Source organism: Pseudomonas sp. GW821-FHT10C09, assembly GCF_059415465.1.
On the sequence record NZ_JBWKNG010000006.1, the window covers coordinates 76,540 to 96,958 of the forward strand.

12 protein-coding genes and 1 pseudogene are annotated in these 20,419 nt (G+C 53.2%); 6 read left to right on the plus strand and 7 right to left on the minus strand.

Annotated features, from left to right (window positions below):
- Positions 1-27 precede the first annotated feature (27 nt).
- The 5 genes from AC07N8_RS07530 to ltrA all read right to left on the minus strand — a co-directional run bounded on the left by AC07N8_RS07530 (position 28) and on the right by ltrA (position 8,653).
- Positions 28-1,707, minus strand: coding sequence for a hydantoinase B/oxoprolinase family protein (locus AC07N8_RS07530; protein WP_493142887.1), 1,680 nt, complete (start codon positions 1,705-1,707; stop codon positions 28-30).
- Positions 1,704-3,794, minus strand: a complete 2,091-nt coding sequence (locus tag AC07N8_RS07535; RefSeq protein WP_493142889.1) for a hydantoinase/oxoprolinase family protein — start codon at positions 3,792-3,794, stop codon at positions 1,704-1,706. The genes AC07N8_RS07530 and AC07N8_RS07535 overlap by 4 nt, the downstream gene beginning before the upstream one ends.
- Before the next feature lie 377 nt (positions 3,795-4,171).
- Complete coding sequence (locus tag AC07N8_RS07540; protein ID WP_493142890.1) at positions 4,172-4,963, minus strand: ABC transporter ATP-binding protein; 792 nt, start codon at positions 4,961-4,963, stop codon at positions 4,172-4,174.
- 142 nt (positions 4,964-5,105) lie between these two features.
- Positions 5,106-6,776, minus strand: a complete 1,671-nt coding sequence (hutU, locus tag AC07N8_RS07545; RefSeq protein WP_493142892.1) for a urocanate hydratase — start codon at positions 6,774-6,776, stop codon at positions 5,106-5,108.
- 590 nt (positions 6,777-7,366) lie between these two features.
- A complete protein-coding gene (gene ltrA / locus AC07N8_RS07550; protein ID WP_493142893.1) occupies positions 7,367-8,653 on the minus strand; it encodes a group II intron reverse transcriptase/maturase in 1,287 nt (428 codons plus the stop codon).
- 978 nt (positions 8,654-9,631) lie between these two features.
- Between ltrA and tnpB the strand changes: the two genes are divergently transcribed.
- On the plus strand, positions 9,632-9,895 hold the full coding sequence (gene tnpB / locus AC07N8_RS07555) for an IS66 family insertion sequence element accessory protein TnpB (RefSeq protein WP_493142895.1): 264 nt from the start codon (positions 9,632-9,634) through the stop codon (positions 9,893-9,895).
- 169 nt (positions 9,896-10,064) lie between these two features.
- Positions 10,065-10,199, plus strand: a complete 135-nt coding sequence (locus AC07N8_RS07560) for a hypothetical protein (protein ID WP_493142896.1) — start codon at positions 10,065-10,067, stop codon at positions 10,197-10,199.
- Between the two features lie 819 nt (positions 10,200-11,018).
- Here AC07N8_RS07560 and AC07N8_RS07565 read toward each other — a convergent pair.
- Together AC07N8_RS07565 and AC07N8_RS07570 are read right to left on the minus strand one after the other, a co-directional pair.
- A complete protein-coding gene (locus AC07N8_RS07565) occupies positions 11,019-11,255 on the minus strand; it encodes a hypothetical protein (RefSeq protein ID WP_493142898.1) in 237 nt (78 codons plus the stop codon).
- Positions 11,256-11,262: 7 nt separating this feature from the next.
- Complete coding sequence (locus tag AC07N8_RS07570; protein ID WP_493142900.1) at positions 11,263-11,517, minus strand: helix-turn-helix domain-containing protein; 255 nt, start codon at positions 11,515-11,517, stop codon at positions 11,263-11,265.
- Between the two features lie 91 nt (positions 11,518-11,608).
- Here AC07N8_RS07570 and AC07N8_RS07575 point away from each other — a divergent pair, with 91 nt between their 5' ends.
- From AC07N8_RS07575 to AC07N8_RS07590, 4 genes and pseudogenes are all read left to right on the plus strand, one after another.
- Positions 11,609-12,061: a hypothetical protein gene (locus tag AC07N8_RS07575; RefSeq protein ID WP_493142902.1), complete on the plus strand. Its 453-nt coding sequence runs from the start codon at positions 11,609-11,611 to the stop codon at positions 12,059-12,061.
- Positions 12,062-12,327: 266 nt separating this feature from the next.
- Positions 12,328-12,954, plus strand: coding sequence for a hypothetical protein (locus AC07N8_RS07580; protein ID WP_493142903.1), 627 nt, complete (start codon positions 12,328-12,330; stop codon positions 12,952-12,954).
- 1,200 nt (positions 12,955-14,154) lie between these two features.
- Positions 14,155-15,589: pseudogene (locus tag AC07N8_RS07585) on the plus strand (IS1182 family transposase).
- A 640-nt stretch (positions 15,590-16,229) separates the two neighbouring features.
- Positions 16,230-20,051, plus strand: coding sequence for a hypothetical protein (locus AC07N8_RS07590; RefSeq protein WP_493142905.1), 3,822 nt, complete (start codon positions 16,230-16,232; stop codon positions 20,049-20,051).
- Positions 20,052-20,419: the final 368 nt, after the last annotated feature.

Genomic DNA, 20,419 nt, shown 5'->3' on the forward strand with positions numbered 1-20,419 from the left:
GCGCGTTGACGCCGCGCATCTAAGAAACTAGATGTCTAGCCCGTAGATGTCTCTGGCAGCAGCCTCTGAAATCCGCTCTTCCTTCAGGTCACGGATCACTAATTCGCGCGACCGAAGTTTCGGATCACCGAAACCACCTCCTCCTGCTGCAACCATTCCCACTGCTTGGCCGGCCTGAAGCACACTTTTCCGGCGATCGAGTGGCGGAGCGCCGTCAGGCATTTCGACCCGGGCGGGAGTACCGCTATGTCCACTGAAAAGACCGTACGGGGGCAGCCGGGTATTCGTACCACCAGCCGAGATGTTCGCAACATGACCCAGTACTCTCACACGACGTCTCATCGTCATTCCGCCGCGAAATTTGCCAGGTCCGCCTGAGTCCTGCACAAACTCATAGCACTCGACCATAACCGGATGCTCTGTCTCCAGTGCTTCAATGGGCAGGTTTGCACTATTGGTTGTATTCACCTGGACTCCATCAAGCCCATCTTTACCTGCCCGTGCTCCCATACCGCCGCCCTGCATTTCGTTATAGACATAGAATCTGCCGGTTCTTGGGTGCATACCGCTAGTTGTAAGCAGGATGCCTCCGGTGGACGCGGCAGCTACACGCTCCGGCAATACTGGTGAAAATGCAGCGAAAATCATGTCAACCAGGCGCATGGCAATATCAGTTCGGCTATAAACAGCGGCAGGTGCTATCGAGTTCAACACGCTTCCCACAGGAGCCGAAATGTGGATTGGCCTATGAAATCCCGAGTTCGCCGGTATTCCAGGGTCGACCAATGCTTTGACTGCGAAAAAGACCGTTGCCTGCAGAGCGGTAAACACCATATTGATAGGTGCCCGCACCTGAGGCGGAGCATCCGGAAACTCAAGGAACAAGTCGTCTCCTTGGACAGTAGCTCGCACCTTCAGGTCCAGTATTTCGTCAATCAGATTCGTGTCAAACTCATGCTGAAACTCATAGACGCCGTCTGGGATCTGAGCAATGCCAGCACGGGTTCGACGTTCCGTGTAGTTCAGAATCTCTGCAGAAACATCAGCAACCAGTTGACTGCCATAGCATTCGCACAACTCCTGAAAGCGTCGGACACCGAGGCGGTTGGCAGCCATCTGCGCGCGGAAGTCACTTTTACGCTCATGGGGCACTTGGCAGTTGAGGAGGATGAGATCCATCACGCCATCTTGGAGATTACCTTCTCTATAAAGTCGAACCGGCGGGATACGAAGCCCTTCCTGAAAGATATGAGCGTGGCCGCGATCAACAAAATCCGAATGGTGAGCGAGGTTGGCAACCCATCCAACCATTTCATCCTTGAAGAACACTGGCTCCATCAGGACAATATCGTTCAGGTGAGTCCCCCCACCCGTGTATGCATCGTTACCGATGAAAACGTCACCTGGACGAACCGTTGACATATCGTGGTGCTCAATCACGTATGCAACGATCCCCAGCAGTGAACCAAGGTGAATAGGAATGTGTTCAGCTTGGGCTATCGTATTTCCGGCGTTGTCAAACAGCGCAGCTGAGCAGTCCTGACGTTCCTTGATGTTCGTAGAATATGCCGCTCGGATAACCGCCTTACCCATCTCTTCCGCAATGGTTGAAAGCGCGCTCCCGATGACTGCAACAGTAATTGGATCAAGCTTCACAGCGTACTGATTTTCCGACTGCAAGACTGAGGTCGACTTATTGAGGTTCATACACGCTCCTCGATAATCAGATTGAGGTAAGAATCGACACGCGCAATCTGGCCGGGAAGAATCAGGGTCGTTGAGTCCATTTGATTGATGATGGCGGGACCATCAATGGCATGTCCTGGTCCCAGCTTCTCTCTGTCGTACAGGGGACACAACGTAAACCCGCCAGACTCAGGAATCCAAACGTCCCTAACTTCATCGACAGCATCTTCAACTCTCGAGACAGATACCGGCTGGGTTGGGAATTTCGCTTTTTCTACACGGCCTTCAGCAGCAATCCGAAGTGTGGTCACTTGGATTGGCTCTGTCTTCGCGATGTATCCATACGCAAGTAGGTGGGCATCTTCAAATGCTTGGCGCAACGCCTCAATCGTGTCGCGATCAAATTTGCCTACAGGGCAAGGTACAGCTAATTCGAAACCTTGACCGCCGTAGCGCATGTCCAAGGACCATTCGACTCTACGGCGCTCCTCTTCAATCTCCTCTTCTTCAAACCAGTGGGCAATATCTACTTCTAATTCTGCGAAACCTGTTTCTAGGCTTTTGCAGCTGCTTTCTTGAAGAGGAAGCAGGCGAGTCAACGATGTGGACGTGCGCAGATCGGTCAACAACAAGCCTAGCGCACACATAATCCCTGGATACTTGGGTATAACGATTTTCGGCATGTTGAGCGCACGCGCCAATCGCGAGGAGTGGATCGGGCCGGCGCCACCGAAGCCAAACATCACATAGTCGCGAGGGTCATGTCCGCGTTCAACAGAGACCACTCGGATAGCCTTTGCCATGTTAGCAATCACTACGCTGATAATACCTTGCGCAGTTTCCATTACGCCCAATCCGAGCCGTTCTCCAAGTCTCGCGATAGCCGCTTCAGCTTTCGCCCGATTGACAGGTAAACGTCCATTGAGCAAAGCAACCGGGTTCAGAATTTGGAGGACGACGTTTGCATCGGTCACAGTCGGCTCATCGTCGTTCCCGCGCTCAAAGCAAATAGGTCCGGGATCTGCTGCGGCACTACGCGGCCCGACTTGCAAAAGACCACCCGCATCAACATATGCAATTGAGCCGCCACCAGCACCAACGGTGTGAATATCAAGCATCGGAAGCTTAAGCGGATGGCCATGGACGATAGCCAAGTTCGAAATGCTTGGAGTGCCATCTTTGATAAGCGATACGTCCGTAGAGGTCCCCCCCATATCGAACGTAATCAGATTATCGAACCCAGCTGTTTTCGCGATGGCAAGAGTGCCCATCACGCCTGCGGCGGGACCTGAAAGCACTGTCCTGGCCGGAAAACGCTGTGCCGATTCGGATGAGATAATCCCACCGTTGGACTGAGTCAGATGCACGGGCGACGCGACGCCAATCTCGGCAAGCCTCGGCTTCAAGCGTTGTAGATAGTTCTTGATGACCGGACCTAGGTAAGCATTCACAACGGTAGTAGAAAACCGTTCGTATTCACGGAACTCCCGCGCAACTTCGTGCGAAAGGGTGACGTAGGCGCCAGGAATCTCTTCTTCGACGATTCGTCTGGCGCGAAGCTCATGCTCTGGGTTGACGTAGCTGAACAGAAAGCAGATCGCGATTGACTGGATACCCTCATCACGCAGCTTCCGCGCAACAGCACGAACACCACCTTCATCCAACTCTCTGAAAACAGCCCCATCAAACAAGACCCGCTCGTCCACCTCAAAGCATCTATCGCGTGAAGCAATGGGCTTTGGTTTTTCCATCTGCAAGTCGTAGAGCGAGTCCCGCTTCTGACGACGCAACTCAAGAATATCGCGGAAGCCTGCCGTCGTGATAAGGCCCGTTTCCGCACCTCGGCCCACAATAAGAGCGTTGGTCGCAACTGTCGTGCCATGACCAAAGTAATGGACATCCGCAGCGCGACCGGAAACTCGTGAGGCTTCTCGCAACCCCTGCTCGACTGCGACTTCGATGCCCATAGAAGGGTCCTGAGGGGTACTGCTCACCTTCCAGACAGAAATTTCGCCTTTGATTTCATCAAACATACATATGTCTGTGAAGGTGCCTCCAGAATCGACGCCAATGCGAAGACGTAGTCGGTCAGCGGTTGAGTCGAGCATAGATGCGCTCCAAAATTATTTTTATGTGTAGCGTTTTACAAGCCACTAAAAGGAATTGTAACTATCTATTCATCCAATGCAAGTATAAATTTATGCATTCAGACAACGAGCACGCCCTGCTTTACAGCTTGTATCAATCCGCATATTCAACCCCCTGCCGGACCTGAGCGGCGACAGCGTCAAACGTCGCTGAATATGCTGCCCGAAACGCGAGCCATTCTCCGCATTCGCCATCCTGAGATTGCTTGAAAATGGACTCGTTTCTGCATACCGAGACGCACTACTACATCCACGGACAAACGTCGCCTACGAATTTAGCTCTGCTTTCGCCTAGCTCTATCGTGTAGGAACTATCAAGATTTGAACCACCGCAGAGATCACCCAGCGCTGCGCTCTTGATGACTGGATACAAACTGTCGAAAACGATCCGTTGGCAGCCCCTCGAACAGCTCGGCCGGGGTACCTTGGCAGTCGATTTTGCCGTCTTGCATGAACAACACACGATTCGAGACATTACGTGCGAAGCCCATTTCATGCGTCACCACTAGCATCGTGCGACCCTCTTCCGCTAACGACCGCATTACTCGGAGCACCTCCCCCACCAGCTCAGGGTCGAGTGCAGACGTGGGTTCGTCAAACAACATCACCTGGGGATTCATGGCCAATGCCCGTGCGATCGCCACCCGCTGTTGCTGACCACCAGAAAGATGAGCAGGATAAGAATCGCGCCGCTCATAAAGCCCCACCTTGTGCAGCAACCTGTGGGCCTCCTCTACACATTCCGAACGTGAGTGCTTCAGCACGTGCAGTGGACCTTCGATAACGTTCTGCAAAACGGTCATGTGCGACCAGAGATTGAAACCCTGAAAAACCATTCCTAATTTGCTACGAATTTTTTCTACTTGCCGAACGTGGCGCGGCGACTGACCTCCATCACCGCGGCGCTTCATTTCGATGGTTTCACCATCTACCACAATGGAGCCCTCGTCTGGAGTCTCCAGCAAATTGATACAACGAAGCAATGTGCTTTTGCCTGACCCACTAGCCCCGAGAATGGAGATTACATCCCCTTTATGCGCATCCATCGATATTCCGTTCAGCACCTTGCTTGCGCCGAAAGCTTTATGAATATTTGATACTGACAAGGCTGCGCTGCGTTGAGAAATCATGACTAGCTCCGCTGATCTCAGGAGAAGGGGGGAGCATGGACGAGTGTATTTCACACCACTAGGAATACCCCATGCTCTCAATACCATTGGGAACACTTCAAATGCACGCCTAGGGCGGTGTTTGAAGACCAAACTATTATTGTCAGTTCGAAAGCATTGGCAGGTTCAGCCCCTGGTCCTTGGCACAGTCAATGGCGATCTGGTAACCCGCATCGGCGTGACGCATGACGCCGGTCGCCGGGTCGTTGTGCAGCACGCGAGCAATACGCTCGGCCGCTTCGTCAGTACCGTCGCAGACAATCACCATGCCCGAGTGCTGGGAGAAGCCCATGCCGACGCCGCCGCCGTGGTGCAGGGAAACCCAGGTCGCGCCGCTCGCCGTATTCAGCAGCGCGTTGAGCAGTGGCCAGTCGGACACAGCGTCGGAACCGTCCTGCATCGATTCGGTTTCGCGGTTCGGGCTGGCGACCGAGCCGGAGTCCAGGTGGTCACGACCGATCACGATGGGCGCGGACAATTCACCGCTGCGCACCATTTCGTTGAACGCCAGGCCCAGCTTGGCGCGCAGGCCCAGGCCAACCCAGCAGATACGTGCCGGCAGCCCCTGGAAGCTGATGCGCTCGCGGGCCATGTCCAGCCAGTTGTGCAGGTGGGCGTCGTCCGGAATCAGCTCTTTGACCTTGGCGTCGGTTTTGTAAATGTCTTCAGCGTTGCCCGACAGTGCAGCCCAACGGAATGGACCGATGCCGCGGCAGAACAGTGGACGGATGTAAGCCGGTACGAAGCCTGGGAAGTCGAATGCGTTTTCCACGCCTTCTTCCTGGGCCATCTGACGGATGTTGTTGCCGTAGTCGAAGGTCGGGATGCCCATTTTCTGGAAATCCAGCATCGCTTTAACGTGTACAACCATCGATTGCTTGGCGGCTTTGACCACGGCAGCCGGCTCGGTCTTGGCACGAGCGCGGTACTCTTCCCAGGTCCAGCCGGCGGGCAAGTAACCGTTGAGCGGGTCGTGGGCGCTGGTCTGGTCGGTGACCATGTCCGGGCGCACACCACGACGAACCATTTCCGGCAGGATTTCAGCGGCGTTACCCAGCAGCGCGATGGAAATCGCCTTGCCTTCCTTGGTGTATTTTTCGATGCGAGCCAGCGCGTCATCGAGGTCTTTGGCCTGCTCGTCGACATAACGGCTGTTCAAACGGAAATCGATGCTGACCTGCTGGCATTCGATGTTCAGCGAGCAAGCGCCGGCCAGGGTCGCGGCCAGAGGTTGAGCGCCGCCCATGCCGCCTAGGCCTGCGGTCAGGACCCAACGACCTTTCAGATCATCGTTGTAGTGTTGGCGACCGGCTTCGACGAAGGTTTCGTAGGTGCCCTGGACGATGCCCTGGCTGCCGATGTAGATCCAGCTGCCGGCAGTCATCTGGCCGTACATGGCCAGGCCTTTGGCGTCCAGTTCGTTGAAGTGTTCCCAGCTCGCCCAGTGTGGCACCAGGTTGGAGTTGGCGATCAGCACGCGTGGGGCATTGGTGTGGGTCTTGAACACGCCGACCGGCTTGCCGGATTGCACCAGCAGGGTCTCATCGTCGTTCAGGTTGGTCAGGCTTTCGACGATCTTGTCGTAGCATTCCCAGTTACGCGCCGCACGACCGATGCCACCGTAAACCACCAGTTCTTTAGGGCTCTCGGCGACTTCAGGGTCGAGGTTGTTCATCAACATGCGCAGCGGCGCTTCGGTCAACCACGATTTGGCGGTTAGCTGATTACCACGTGATGCACGGATAACAACGTCGCGGAATTTGCTGTGGGACATGGTTCAACTCCTGTGCGCTTGTTTGTTTGGACAGGAATAAAATGAAGAGCGCACTTACATCATCCTGTATATACAGGCTGATGCAAGCCAGAGGCCAGAGTGGTATTCAATGAATAATTTTTTTCATGAAATACAAAAAATCTATAAAAAACAATCAACTATGATTTCAAATTAATTTTTTATTGAGAGCTTTTTGCGAATCACTGTTGTGAGGATGTGTCCATGCCGGGCACGGCGCGTAACGAAATTACTCATTAAGAGACATAATTCAGCCAAAATGCGGAAAAATGAGTAACTCGGTTACCATTTGAAAGGCTTGGATAGTCGCTGGCGCGCAGATTTCAAATAATTTTATGCATCCCTGCAATGCACCTCTACGTTGAAGGTTTTTGGTGAGTGACCAAAAAAATACGCTTACCGTCATACTCCTGATTAGCTTAACCACGACTGCCAAGATAGCTACAAATGGTTCCACAAGCGGTTGAAAATGACGATCGCCAAGCCGCGTAGCACACATTTCGGTTACAGCTTCGGTCGCGGTAGGAACGGCAGTCACCTGCCACCCCCCGCACAGATCCGTACGTGCGGAACTACCGCATACGGCTCCTGCCTCGGGTATGTGACGCAAAGCGATCCTCAGGGTAAGGGTGTGCATTTCTAGGTCTCGGGATATAGAGATCGGCAAGGCGTCCGTAACGTGACCATTGAAGCCGATTACGCTGGCTGCGACGCTTAAGGGCTTGCCGCCAGAGACGGCACACCGCCAAACGAAAACCACCAAGACGTATCAGGTTCCCCGGTACCGCGTGGTAATTGAAGTAACCGCTTACCACACGTTTGAGCCATTGCCCTTGAACCCGGACAAGGTCATGACGCCGGCGACTCAGCTCCTCGCGGATAGCAAGAAGCGTCACACGCATACGCTTTTTGACGGTCAGCCGCAGTACTTGGAAGTCACCCCGTCGGCTGACACTACAACAGTGGGTGAAACCCAGGAAATCAAAAGTCTCCGGTTTTCTCAAACCTCGTTTCCTGCGATTCGTCACAGCAAAACGACCAAACTCGATCAGTCGTGTTTTCGAGGCGTTGAGCGATAGGCCGAACCTGGCCAACCGTTCCTGCAACTGCACCAGAAACTGCTGAGCCTGCACTTTCGTCCTGAACCCCACCACACTGTCATCCGCGTAGCGCACGACAATCACATCGCCACGGGCGTGGCGCTCGCGCCACTGCCTTGCCCATAGATCCAGCACGTAGTGAAGATAGATATTCGCCAGGAGCGGTGATATCACTGCGCCTTGGGGCGTCCCCTTGGTCGCAGCTACCCTACGGCCATCCTCCACAACACCCGCTTGAAGCCATTTGCAGATAAGCCCGAGCAAGCGCCGGTCTGCAATCCGGTGCCCCAGAAACATCAGCATCCATTCATGGTCGATCTCATCAAAGAACGACGTGATATCCGCATCAAGTATCCAGTTCACCTTTTGGCTTTTCAGCGCGACCGTTAACGCATCCAGCGCATCGTGCTGACTGCGGCCCGGTCGAAACCCATACGAGAATCCAAGAAAGTCTTCCTCATAGATCGAATTCAGAACGGTAACAACCGCCTGCTGTACGATCTTGTCCTCCAAAGAAGCAATACCCAACGGGCGTTGCCTGCCATCGGCTTTGGGAATGTAGACCCGCCGCGATGGCGTTGCCCGGAAGGCTCCTTTGTGAAGTCTTCCGTGCAACTCGGTCACACGCTGGAGAAGACCTTCCTCATAGTCTCGCCACGACATGCCGTCCACGCCCACCGCAGCATCGCGGCGCAGGGCATAAAAGCTCTGCGCCAATAACTGTGGTGTGATGTGGTGCAGCAATGCCGTGAACTGCATGCCCTTGTTCCTTCGGGCTGCTTCACGTACACCTTCAAGTCCCATCGACTCGCAACTGATCCGGCTCTGTGTCCGGGGCGCGGGAGGCCTGTCGTTGTTTCCCTTGGCTACGTCCCTTTCCTCTACTATCTCCGCAGGGATCGGCCCTTTGTTCTATGGCTTCTCAGGTACTACGGACGTATCCGACTTCTCAGCAGCGTGGGCAGCAGGGTTACGGCTTTTGGCCTTTCCTGCTCCGCCCGGTGCTTGCGCATCGGGCACCGCTGAGATCTCCCAGTTTCTGTGCAAAGGACTTCCCGACGTGCACAGGGTCTCCGACCGCGCGGGATCAGAGCATGACTGGCGTATAACGCCATGCTCCGTATTGCCTTCTGCTTCGCTTAACAGCATCGGCATCCCGAATTCCTGATTACGCGGCTCAATGGCTGGCCCATCGGTTTCCCCTGTCAACGCTTCACCCTGCACCTCGCGGTGCAACGTGCATGACTCGGGGTCTGGTTGATTCGCCATTTCTTACCAGTATCGAACTTTCATCGACTATCCTCTGCCAGCTTTAACTGGCGCTCTAAGCGTCCAGCCAACACACCTTCCGAACTCCAGCATTAAGGGCGATGGTGTGCGCGTATATTTGAGCGAACGCGATCACCCTTAACGTCAGGACTTCCATGCGCCAACGAAGCTTTTACCCGAAACTCTTCAAGGCCCAGGTTGTTCAGGAATGCCTGCAACCGGGCGCACCCTATACAGTGTTGCCATCAGCCACGGCATCAACGCCAACGTGATCCCCAAGTGGCTACCGCTTTACCGAGATCAGCTGCCAGCGGCGTTGCCGGCTTTCGTTCCGTTGAGACCTACACCCAAACAGCAGGCAGAAGGGTCGGCGATTATTGAGCTGCCATTTGGCGAGCAATCAATGTTCGTGAAATGGCTAACGTCTGATCCTAAAGGCTGTGCCCGCTTTGTCCGTGGACTCACGCAATGATTCGCATCGAGGCCATCTGGCTTGCCACCGAGCCCATGGACATGCGTGCCGGCACTGAAACTGCGCTGGCCAGGGTGATCGCGGTGTTCGGTGCGGCGAAGCCGCACTGCGCTTATCTGTTTGCCAACCGCCGAGCCACTCGTATGAAAGTGCTGGTGCATGACGGGTTTGGAGTCTGGCTGGCTGCTCGCCGATTGAACCAAGGCAAGTTTCACTGGCCCGGCATTCGACAATGCTGCGAGATGGGAGCTGGATGCTGAGCAACTTCAAGCGTTGGTGCCAACGCAGCGCGCCAGTGAGATTGATCAACTGCTGCCGCATTAATGGGTGCCGGCCTGAGTCACTTAAGGTTTCTTCAGCGGACGCTTAGGAAAATTACTGTTTTTGACCCAGTGGATTACTTGGATAGCTGGGAAATGGTGGAGGCCTTTGGCTGATGCTTATGACACCGGTGACGCGGCTTGGATTGCCGAGGCGTTGGTTATTGTTGCACGTGCCAAAATTCGTATCGATGCAGAAGAAGCCATTCACCTGAGGCCGTTCGAGGCTGATGAGGCTCGCTGAGGGGCCATTCTATCATCACTCTATAATCACTCTATAATCGTCTATAAAGTCATTTTTCTGCCTGTCGAAGGGCAGCCTCAATTTCAGCTGTCCTCAAGTTCCACGGTGGTGAAAAGCATCGGGCAGAGCCCCACGAGGTGATCCGATAGTTCGCATAATATGACGCTATGGTAGCTTTGCCGTCGTGATCGACGAATTTAGCGCCGAAATAGCGAAGCCCCGGAGCTGAATTTACCCATAACGTCCACTATGCGAGGCTCATCAATTCAAAAAATGAAGCTTGTCGGTAAGGGCTCGCTGAAGTTACGGAGGTTGCCGTGTACGAGATTGAAGCCTCGAAATATAAGAATTTTCTGGTCGCTTGGGAACGAGGTGACTTCGAGCAACAGCGACTCGGCCAGGCCTTCTAAAATTATTTCAAGTTTCATTCGCTTACGGACCAGGCCAGCTTGCGGCTTGTATGAGGCGAACGGAGACGCTGCAGTCGAACTCATACACCGCTGCTTCCTAACAAGGTAGGTGCTAGGGCAACACATGGGTAGATGACTTGGCCGGACGCATACACTGCTTCGAGCATCGGGAGATGATTATCGACTAGCTCCAACTGGATCTTGAGGAACGGGAAATCAACCAGACTGAGCTAGCGCTTCCAGTCGAACCGACCTCGCACCGTCTCTCTGCGCGATTCGTTAACTGAACACCCACAGCCTGGTACTAATCAAGCTAAACGGACTGACACCAGGCGTATTTGACCTACGTGCCTAGTAAGGCAAGCGCAAAGCAGAACAATAAAGTGGTTCCTGGCCAAGCAGTGTCGGTTTAAGCGTGTTTGCTTCTCAGCAAAACGTCTTCAGAAAGCCCGCCGTTTTTTGGACGAAGCCCTTTCTGCCGCACCAGATACCGAGCTGTGCTGGCTGTTTGCGGGTCGCCTTCGTTATTCATAGCTGAACGCTTCAAATGCAGCTTGCGATCCAATCGACAATGGCTTCGAGGAGGCAATGGCTCTGAAAACAAATCGGATAGCGGGAAATTTAAACGCCGTACCAGCTTGATCATAGACGGTCTAATCGCTAGGGCAGCCGGATGCCAACACACGGACTGTGTCCACCACCAAATCAGCAGGATCGCAACGTAGAGCGTTAGCGAGAGACAGAAGCGTTTCTAAGGTAGGCTGGTTATGTCCGCGCTCCATCAAACTGATGTAGTTCCGTTGATAACCGCACTGAAGAGCCAGTTGCTCTTGCGTGAGGCTTGCTCGCTTCCTCACAGTTCGTAAGACCAAACCAAAAGCTGTTGCGACGTTCACAAACCCCTCCATTGAGGGGAGGAACTGTGGTCCACCTTGCCGCCACAGTCTTCACAGTATAATGTGAATTTGTTGGGAAATTTTTAGGAGTAAGAAAGAGCTTATGTTCAACGTAGTGGATCAGTTCGGAATGCTCTGGGATGTACTGGGGACCAGTGAGCATTTTGAGGACGTGGAGCGTACCGCCCGTCGCGTAGAGTACGATGGTGACAATCCGATTTTCCTTATTTTCTATTGGCACGGCGACGAGCTGAAAACCAGCCGCCGGCTCTCTATCGTTTCCGATGCCAAAGAGTTGAAAGAGGTTTTAACCACATACTCGTTCAGCAAAAAAGTAGGTATTGATCGTGTATTTATTGCATTACCGGAAAAAATGACAAATTCCGGAGGATGGTCGGTTGAAACACTTATATGCGCTAAATTAATGATTAACCACACGACTCAGGATTTCGGTTATAGCTATGAAACAGAAAATGGTATTTATACTGATAGGATTCCAGAGAACTCTCCAGACACTGAGCCGTATTTACTGTACGGGCGAACGCGACACTTGTGAACGGTTATAGAGAATCCCGGATTAAGTCGACATCTTGCTGATCTGTACAGCGACACTCAGCAACTGGATCAATTCGGAGTAAGCACCAACATCAATGCCCCCAGCCGAGTTCAAAGGAGGTACCGTTGTTACTGCCAAGCGGTGATTGCGACAACCAACCTTCAAAGATAGATAGGTTATTGGCAAAACTTGATCGCGCCGATAACTTTCGGAGGTCAGTATGACTTTCAATACCGATACCGTTGGTATCCGATCGAGAATCGCCTGTGATTGAAATTGAATCCGCACCTCAAGACGCTGAGGGTTCTAGGTACAAGATTGTCATTACCGTGGATGCGAAATCACAGGAAATGGTCGATGCCTACGTATGCTCCATAGACATGCTCACCCAAGCATTCTGCGCCCGCCTGCACCCCCTCCCTGCCGATACGATTGCTTCCATCGTCGCCCTGATGGTGCCTAAGCAGCCGGTGCCGTCGACGTTACTGCGCGAGGCCCGAATGCAGGCACAGGCGAAAACCGAGATCCTTCAAAGTAACGACTGGGTGACGGCCAATGAGATCGCGCATCTCGCTCAGTACAGCTCGCGCAACCCCAGCTCGCAACCCAACAAATGGAAGCGAGACAATCGCTTATTCGCGATCCGGCACAACGGTTGCGATTACTTCCCCGTCTACGGGCTCGATAAGGACGCCGCGTATCGCCCGCTTCCAGTGATGCGGGAAGTCATCAAGATCTTGGCAACCAAGAAGAGCAGTTGGGGCATGGCGTACTGGTTTGCCTCAGTCAGCAGCCTGCTTGGAGGCGAGCGACCACAAGACCTGCTAGTCACATATCCGCAGCGGGTTATTGAAGCCGCAAAGGACGAGGTAGCGGGCATTACCCATGGCTAAGTCATGAACCCCAAGTGCCCCAGACACCGAGTTAGACCTGCCAAGCAGAATGTTGAATATTCAATGGCGTTCGATCTTGATCGAACGCCACTTTTACACTGGCGCTAACTAGCGAGGCCGACAGGCAGTAGCCACCAAACCCTTTCTTTTTTCTGACACCCTTGCGTTTGTATAAAGCTAAAACTGTCCACTTCAACTTAGGTGGACACCATTGCCTTTGGCTTTGAGCTCAGGAAGGTATGTTCTCCGCACGCATACGGTTGGTTGACGCGGACGCAGAGGAGAAAGCAGACGGGAAGACTGAATCGACAACCCACATTCAGAGGCGCATGACCACCCATTTGCATTGGACCTGACCAGCTGTTTGCATGGGACTTGACCAGATGCTTTGAATGGATTCCTCAGAGCATGAGAATTTTGCTCTCGGCCATATTCAGATCACAGTTGGGTAATTGCACGAGGTTGCCCCCCATTTGCTTTCGAGTTGACCAGTCATGTGCACCGTATTTGACCAGCAAGACTTGTGGAGACATGACCGGCAGAGAACGGCCGATTCTGTTGAAAAAGTCGGCCATCCAAAACTGCCTGATCATTGACCGGTGAAAACGCCTTTTTTACACGCTGCTACGTGAAATCTGCGTCTGAAAACCTCTGACGAAAGTAAAGATTTCAATCTCGGACGCGTACTTTTCAGCTGCGGAAACCATGGCCGACTTTTTCAACACAATCGGCCAGGAGCGGCCATTCGCCGCTCCAGCAGCAAAGACCGTTCGTTGTCGAGCTAATTGGTCCGGATAGCAACTTAGTGTTTTCAACGCACAATGCCTACTTTTCAGCTCGCAACAAGCACTGATCAATGATCGGTTGGCTCAGTTGATTTCCCACCCCAACGCCCCCGGTCCATAGGGAGACGACGGAGAGGTCTCCTCCAGCAAACGCTCCTCGGCGAAATCCATACCTAGAGCTTCAATGAAGCCGATGAATGATTGTTCGTCGTCTACGGTTTTCAGTAGCTCATCAAGATTTATGGACATGGTGACCTTGGAGGTGCGTGATAGGTGATAGCGAAGGAGTAAATTCTCACTATGCTGCTATGCCACGAGATGAGGGGCAAGCTTACGTCCTCTTTGGGGCCAGGCTGTGAGAAAGGGCCAGTAATCGTCTAACCTTTTCATCGTCGAGATCGTAGCAGGGGCGATCATGAAGCGATTCATTGAAGGCGAGGCCCGGACGCAAGTCACCTTGCTGCCGGAGTGTCTGGACGATTACGTAGCCGAAGAAAATCCAGTGCGAGTGGTCGACGTTTTCGTCGATGAACTCGACCTGGGCGCACTTGGGTTTGAGGGCGTCGATCCTGCCGCGACGGGGCGTCCGGCCTACCACCCAGCGGTCTTGCTGAAGATCTATATCTACGGCTACCTCAATCAGATTCAGTCCAGCCGCCGGCTTGAGCGTGAGGCTGAGCGCAACGTCGAGTTGATGTGGCTAACGGGGCGTTTGGCTCCGGACTTCAAAACCATTGCCGACTTTCGCAAGGACAACGGCAAAGCCATTCGCAGCGTATGCCGTCAGTTCGTAGTTCTTTGTCGCAACCTCAATCTCTTCTCCCAATCGATCATCGCCATCGACGGCAGCAAATTCAAAGCCGTCAATAATCGCGACCGCAACTTCACTCAGGGCAAGGTGAAGGCACGCATGCAGCAGATCGAGCAGAGCATTGATCGATATCTGGCGGCGATGGATTCGGCGGATCGGGCAACGCCCGAAGTAGCCGAGGCCAAAGCAGAGCGGCTTAAAGAAAAGATAGAAACACTGAAAAAGCAGATGCAGAAACTCAAGGACATCGAGGCGCAGCTCCACGACAGTCCAGATCAGCAGATCTCCCTCACAGACCCAGATGCACGCTCAATGGCCACGAGCGGCAGAGGCACCGGAACGGTTGGCTACAACGTACAAACAGCTGTCGACGACAAACACCATCTGATCGTTGCCCATGCGGTGACCAACGTTTGTAATGATCGGACGCAACTGAGCAATATAGCGAACCAAGCGCGTGAAGAAATCAAGGCTGAATCGCTAACGGTGGTGGCCGACCGAGGCTATTACAAAGGTCTGGAAATCCATGCTTGCGAGCAAGCTGGCATCACTACCTTCGTACCGAAACCCCTCACATCTGGCAACAAAGCCGAAGGCCGATTCGGCAAACAGGATTTCATCTATCTTATTGCGTCGGACGAGTATCGATGCCCTGCGGGGCAGCTACTGACCAGGCGGCATTCGTCGATGGAAGACGGCATGTTATTGCATTGTTACTACTTCTCGGGCTGCCAGTCCTGCTCAATGCAAAAGCAATGTACGACGGGTAAGGAACGCCGTGTGAAGCGCTGGGAACATGAGGCGGTAATCGACGCGATGCAGGTTCGGCTGGAACATGACCCGGGGAAGATGAAGGTTCGCCGCCAGACTGTTGAGCATCCTTTTGGAACTCAAATATTGGATGGGAGCCACCCACTTCCTGACCAAAACACTTCCGCGGGTAAGTACCGAAATGAGTCTTCATGTACTCGCCTACAACCTCAAACGAATGATGAGCATCTTCGGCATAGTAGGACTGCTTGAGGCGATCAGGACGTAAATCCAGTCACTTGCTCGCCCGTTAGTAGCCGTTTGGGCCGCTGACGCGGCCCAAACAGCATTACGAACGTCTATGTAGCTGACTAAGGCAATTCGCGCTTCCGTCTGCTGGTTGTCGCAGACAACGCCCGTAGTTCTCAACTTTCGACGTATTCAGTACGTTTTCACACAGCCTGGGTCGGCTGCTGCCCTTCGCAACAGGCAGAAACCGGCCGATTCTGTTGAAAAAGTCGGTCTGCCCAAACTGCCTGAACATTGACTGGTTAAAACGCCTTTTTTGCACGCTGCTACGTGAAATCCGAGTCCGGAAGCCTCTGCTAAAAGTAAAAATTTCAATCTCGGACGCGTACTTTTCCGACGCGCAAACCATGCCCGACTTTTTCAACAGAATCGGCCAATAGCGGTCGTTCGACCTAGGCTTGTTTTTCCTACCTGTGGGAAGTTGAAGGCATGAGCCTCTTCAACTAATTACTAAGGTTGTTGGCGAGTTGCAGATAACTGACAACGGCACTAGGGGCGGGCGAGAAATCATCATGGGTAAAAATACGACTTTCTACGCTATTGTCCGGCGCGCCGGGTGGTCAACATAATGCGCGGTTGAAGCTACGCGACTCTTTTTTTGCAATGGACCGGCAACCACCATGAACGAATATTCGGAAAATTGGCGACACCTGAAAGCAATATTGGCGGGATATGCGACGAGGGATCGCGACGTCGAGGTTTATTCGTACGAGGAGCAACGTCAGGCCAAGGCGTTCTCCATTTTTCTGGTACATGCCAAGCTGGCGACACCAATGCTGGACAGGGAAACGGTGGAGGCTGTTCTCGCCGGCACACTCCAATGGCCGCGGTCATCCGGCATGCCATTTGCTGGCACTGACATTCCGCTCTCGCAGTTCGAAAAGTGGGGGCTGGTCTCTTTCTACGCAGGATGGTGCGCCACTCACAGTGACTCTGTGAGAGATCTGGGCGCAGTAGACCCAAGCCTGGTGCCGCTGATTGAGGCAATCAATCATCTTAAAGACATCCGCTACGGTCGAAACGGCTGCATCCAGCCTCATTATGCCTGTCCAGAGGCAGAGCTTAGGCAGCTGCTGCATGTGGAGTTTGGTGATCACCTGACCGTGGAGCAGCTCCTTGCGGAACTCGAGCTTAAGGACGGCGTTTTTAGCCTATCGCCCGGTAATCAGAATTTCAGTTCACTGATCAGTACTCGTTTATGGCTGACCCTGCGCAACACGCAGACCCCAGAGGAGGCTTTTTCTCACTGGATGATGTGCTTCCGCGTCAATTGCGAATGGGGCATGCCGGTCATCTTTGACCAACAGCAGCATGAGGAACGCAAGGAATTCAATAAGCAGCTTTTGAGGTTTTTAGCTGAAGACGCCGAGCTTGCTCTAGATGTCGATTTTTACATCAAGCAATCGATCAACGAAGAGGATTTCTCAGGCCGTATCCGGCCGATGGAAATCCACCATGAGTTTGTCGTCAGTGACCAAGGTAGCAGGTCAGGCTCCACCCGAACGATGGAGCTTCCTAAGCCGACGCTGAGTTCGCTTGAGGATGTTTACCCGCCGAAGGTAGGCGATGCATCAAACAATCTCGAATTCGTTGTTGATCTTCATCGCTCAAGAATGCGCGGGCGCAGCGAGCTCTTCTACAGTTGGCTGCTGTCCAGCGTGGTCGATGCCAGTATTCGAATCCAGGGTCAGCATCTTATTTCCTCAGGTTTCACTGAGGACTTGGTGAAGCTTGCAGACAGCCGGCCGATCCTCAAATACATACTGTTCATCGTCCTGCCCAGATACGAGCACTCGAACTACATGGTGTTGCTACTCGCCCGCTCTGCGACCTGCGACGTGGCGTTCTACTACCTCGCCAAACAAATCTTTGAACATTCGCGGAATAGCGATATGTCCTATGTCCAGAATCTGGAAGACGGGTATCAACAGCTGGTGTGCCGAGAGTACATTCGTTCTGTCGAAAAGGAACCAGATTTTATCGCTCGCGTCCTATCCGTTTTGAGGGTGTTGGGCGACCAGTGCGCGTTCAGGTCTCCCGATTTCGCTAAAGGGTTCGAATACCGTTTCTTGCTGAACCTCCTAGACGCCCTTGGACATCAGCAGGTTGTCCAGTTGGCGCAGGCGTTTACAGATCTTCCCGCACGGATTGAAGGTTCGCGGTACGAGCAGTCACGTCAGCACTACAAATATCTGTTGGGATTCTGGCTTATCGATCGTCTGGAAAGCTCAGGGATCGATCCAACCGGAGCAACATGCCGAGCGTTACGTGAATCAATTCAGGCGTATTACGGTGCTGAGTTCGCGGCAAACTTGGAAGGCTTGTGTAGCCTGGAGCCCAGTGCATTCTTTGCCACCTTGCCGTGGGGAAAACTCATTGTTGAGACGGGGCCGAGCTCCCTTCTATCTTTGTCCAACAGATGTGATGAATGGAAGCAGGCTCTTGCTTACGGTAGTCCGCATCCGTTTGATGTGGCTTCAGCGGTGAGCCAATATATTCAGGTCCTGATGTGTCTCGGCAGACCGACCCCGTTTCCCGGACCGCTGCGTGGCGTCGCGACGAGGGTGCAGGAGATTGTGCGGTCTTGTGGGTTTGGCCCTCGGGAGAAGTTCGTCCATCTATTTGGAGAAATGCCTGGGTCGGACAAATACGATCTTTGGGAACAGTTCTGCTCTTACTCCAATTCATTTCGCGATGAGCTGTATGAGGAGTTCGTTGCTCGGTGTGTACCTTCTATTCCCTTGGATCATCTGTTCGTTTTATTGGAGAGATGCGCTGTTATCGCCCGCGCACGACTACTGCATGAAGCGATCGACGTTCGCCAATCCTACGCAAGTGATGACCTGGGTCTGACGGGGCTGGAGCAAGCCTTCACGTCCGCATGTGATGCGGGGCGAACTGAGACTGCTGCTCGATTACTAGAGTCAGCGAAAGAGATCCTCGCACAGGAGCGATTTGCGAACTCCAGCAATCAGAACATCGTTCGCATTCGCAACGTCTGGCAGAGCTACGAGTACAAATGGCAGCTCTTGGAGTTGTACGAAGCCAATAAATCAGACCCCGCCAGTTTTCAGCAAGTGGCAGATAAATTGCCTATTCCGCATGAGCGGAAAGGATCATTGGGGCAATCCACTGATCGCGCGCACTACGAGGACTGCGACCATTTCAGACGACAAATAATCGCTATGGCCTTCAGCGATGCTGACCCTGCAAAGAGTGTCCGGTTCATGGATTCCCTCTACCGGCAAACCAAGCGAGGTCACCATGGTTTCGTATTATTCTACGGACACCTTCAGTTGTACGCGGTCGATAAAGACAATACCCGTCTTCAGCACGCCTTAGCCTATTTCCTCGACGGTGCAGGAAGAATCGAACCCGAGCAGATGAGCGAAACCTGGGTGGCCACCATTCTGGATGCTTACCGACTGATCGGTGCTCCAGAGATCGACAGTTTTTGGATGAGGCTTTCTGCTGAGCAGCATACGCGGCTTCAGATTCTTACACCCTATTGCAGCGCGCTTATAGCGCGTGGCGATGCCTTCACGGCACGTAAGGTACTGGCGCGTTATCAGGAACTCAATCAGTCGACACCTGATGACTTGGGCATTGATGATTTGATCTCTGAACTCTCTAAAGTGGAGGCAGACCTGCCTTCCATGAAAGATCTGGTTCAGCTCTTAAATGAGGGATCTCAGCGCTCAATTCTGCAGCTCCAGAAGCACTACGCCCAGGTCATTGCCAAAGATTTTGAAACCTACGTCGAAATTGTCAGGCCAGACCAGCCGCCACACGAATACCTAAAGGACGCGGTCCTGGCGGTAGCTCGCGAACTCGTACTGCGTAAGCGCAATTTGCAAGTCGAAGACAATGCAAAAGGAAAAACGAGCTACCGGATCATGTTGGAGGATTTGATCAACGACTGGTTTACTTCGTTGTTTGACCATCGGATGGCGCAAGCGCGGGTAGGGTTTAGAGATCAAAAACGGGGCGGTCACTCAGCGTCCGGTAAAAGCCCAGGTGAGATCGATGGGTTTATCACTTCAAGCGACAATACGCGGATCGCGATATTCGAAGCATTCCGTCTATTCTCGCTCGACACGACGGTTATCTCTCAGCACCTAAACAAGATCGCGGGTTATGACGCTGAGTCCCTGAGTCCAGTGTTCATGGTCGGATACTGCGATGTTAAAAAGTTCTCCGAACTCGTTACGGGGTATGGTCCATACGTTTCGAAACAGCAATACGTTGGCTATACAGTCGCCGAGGATTCGCCAGGAGAGGTGACAGCGTTATGCGACACCGACCACATTTGGCTGGGAACGGAAACCCGCCGGCGGGATCGCAAAGATATTGTTTTCTATCACCTTCTAATCAATTTGCATTTTTCTCCCCCATCAGCAGCGACGCCGGAGGAGGGCGAGCCGGACGAGTCAAAAGCCTGATGTGTTGTAGGCCGCTTTCAATAGTTATGTGAATCGCCCCTGGTTTGATAGCCACCACACGCTACGGAGAACCAAGGCATCGTTGATCTATCGCAGGACGAAGAACCTGAGAGCTGTCCAACTCCTGCTTGGTTATACGAAGCTTGAAAGCACTGTCAGATACCTGGGAATCAAGTCGATGATGCCCTGGAAATGGCAGAACAGACGGAAGTCTGATCATCCATAGTGACGGTCGATGCTAGACCGTCACTATCCGATCCAAAGCCGCCCTTCGTGAAGGGCAGAAAACGACCGATTCTGTTGAAAAAGTCGGTTCTTCCAGACTGCCCGCATACTGACGGCTGAAAACGCCTTTTTTGCGCGCCGCT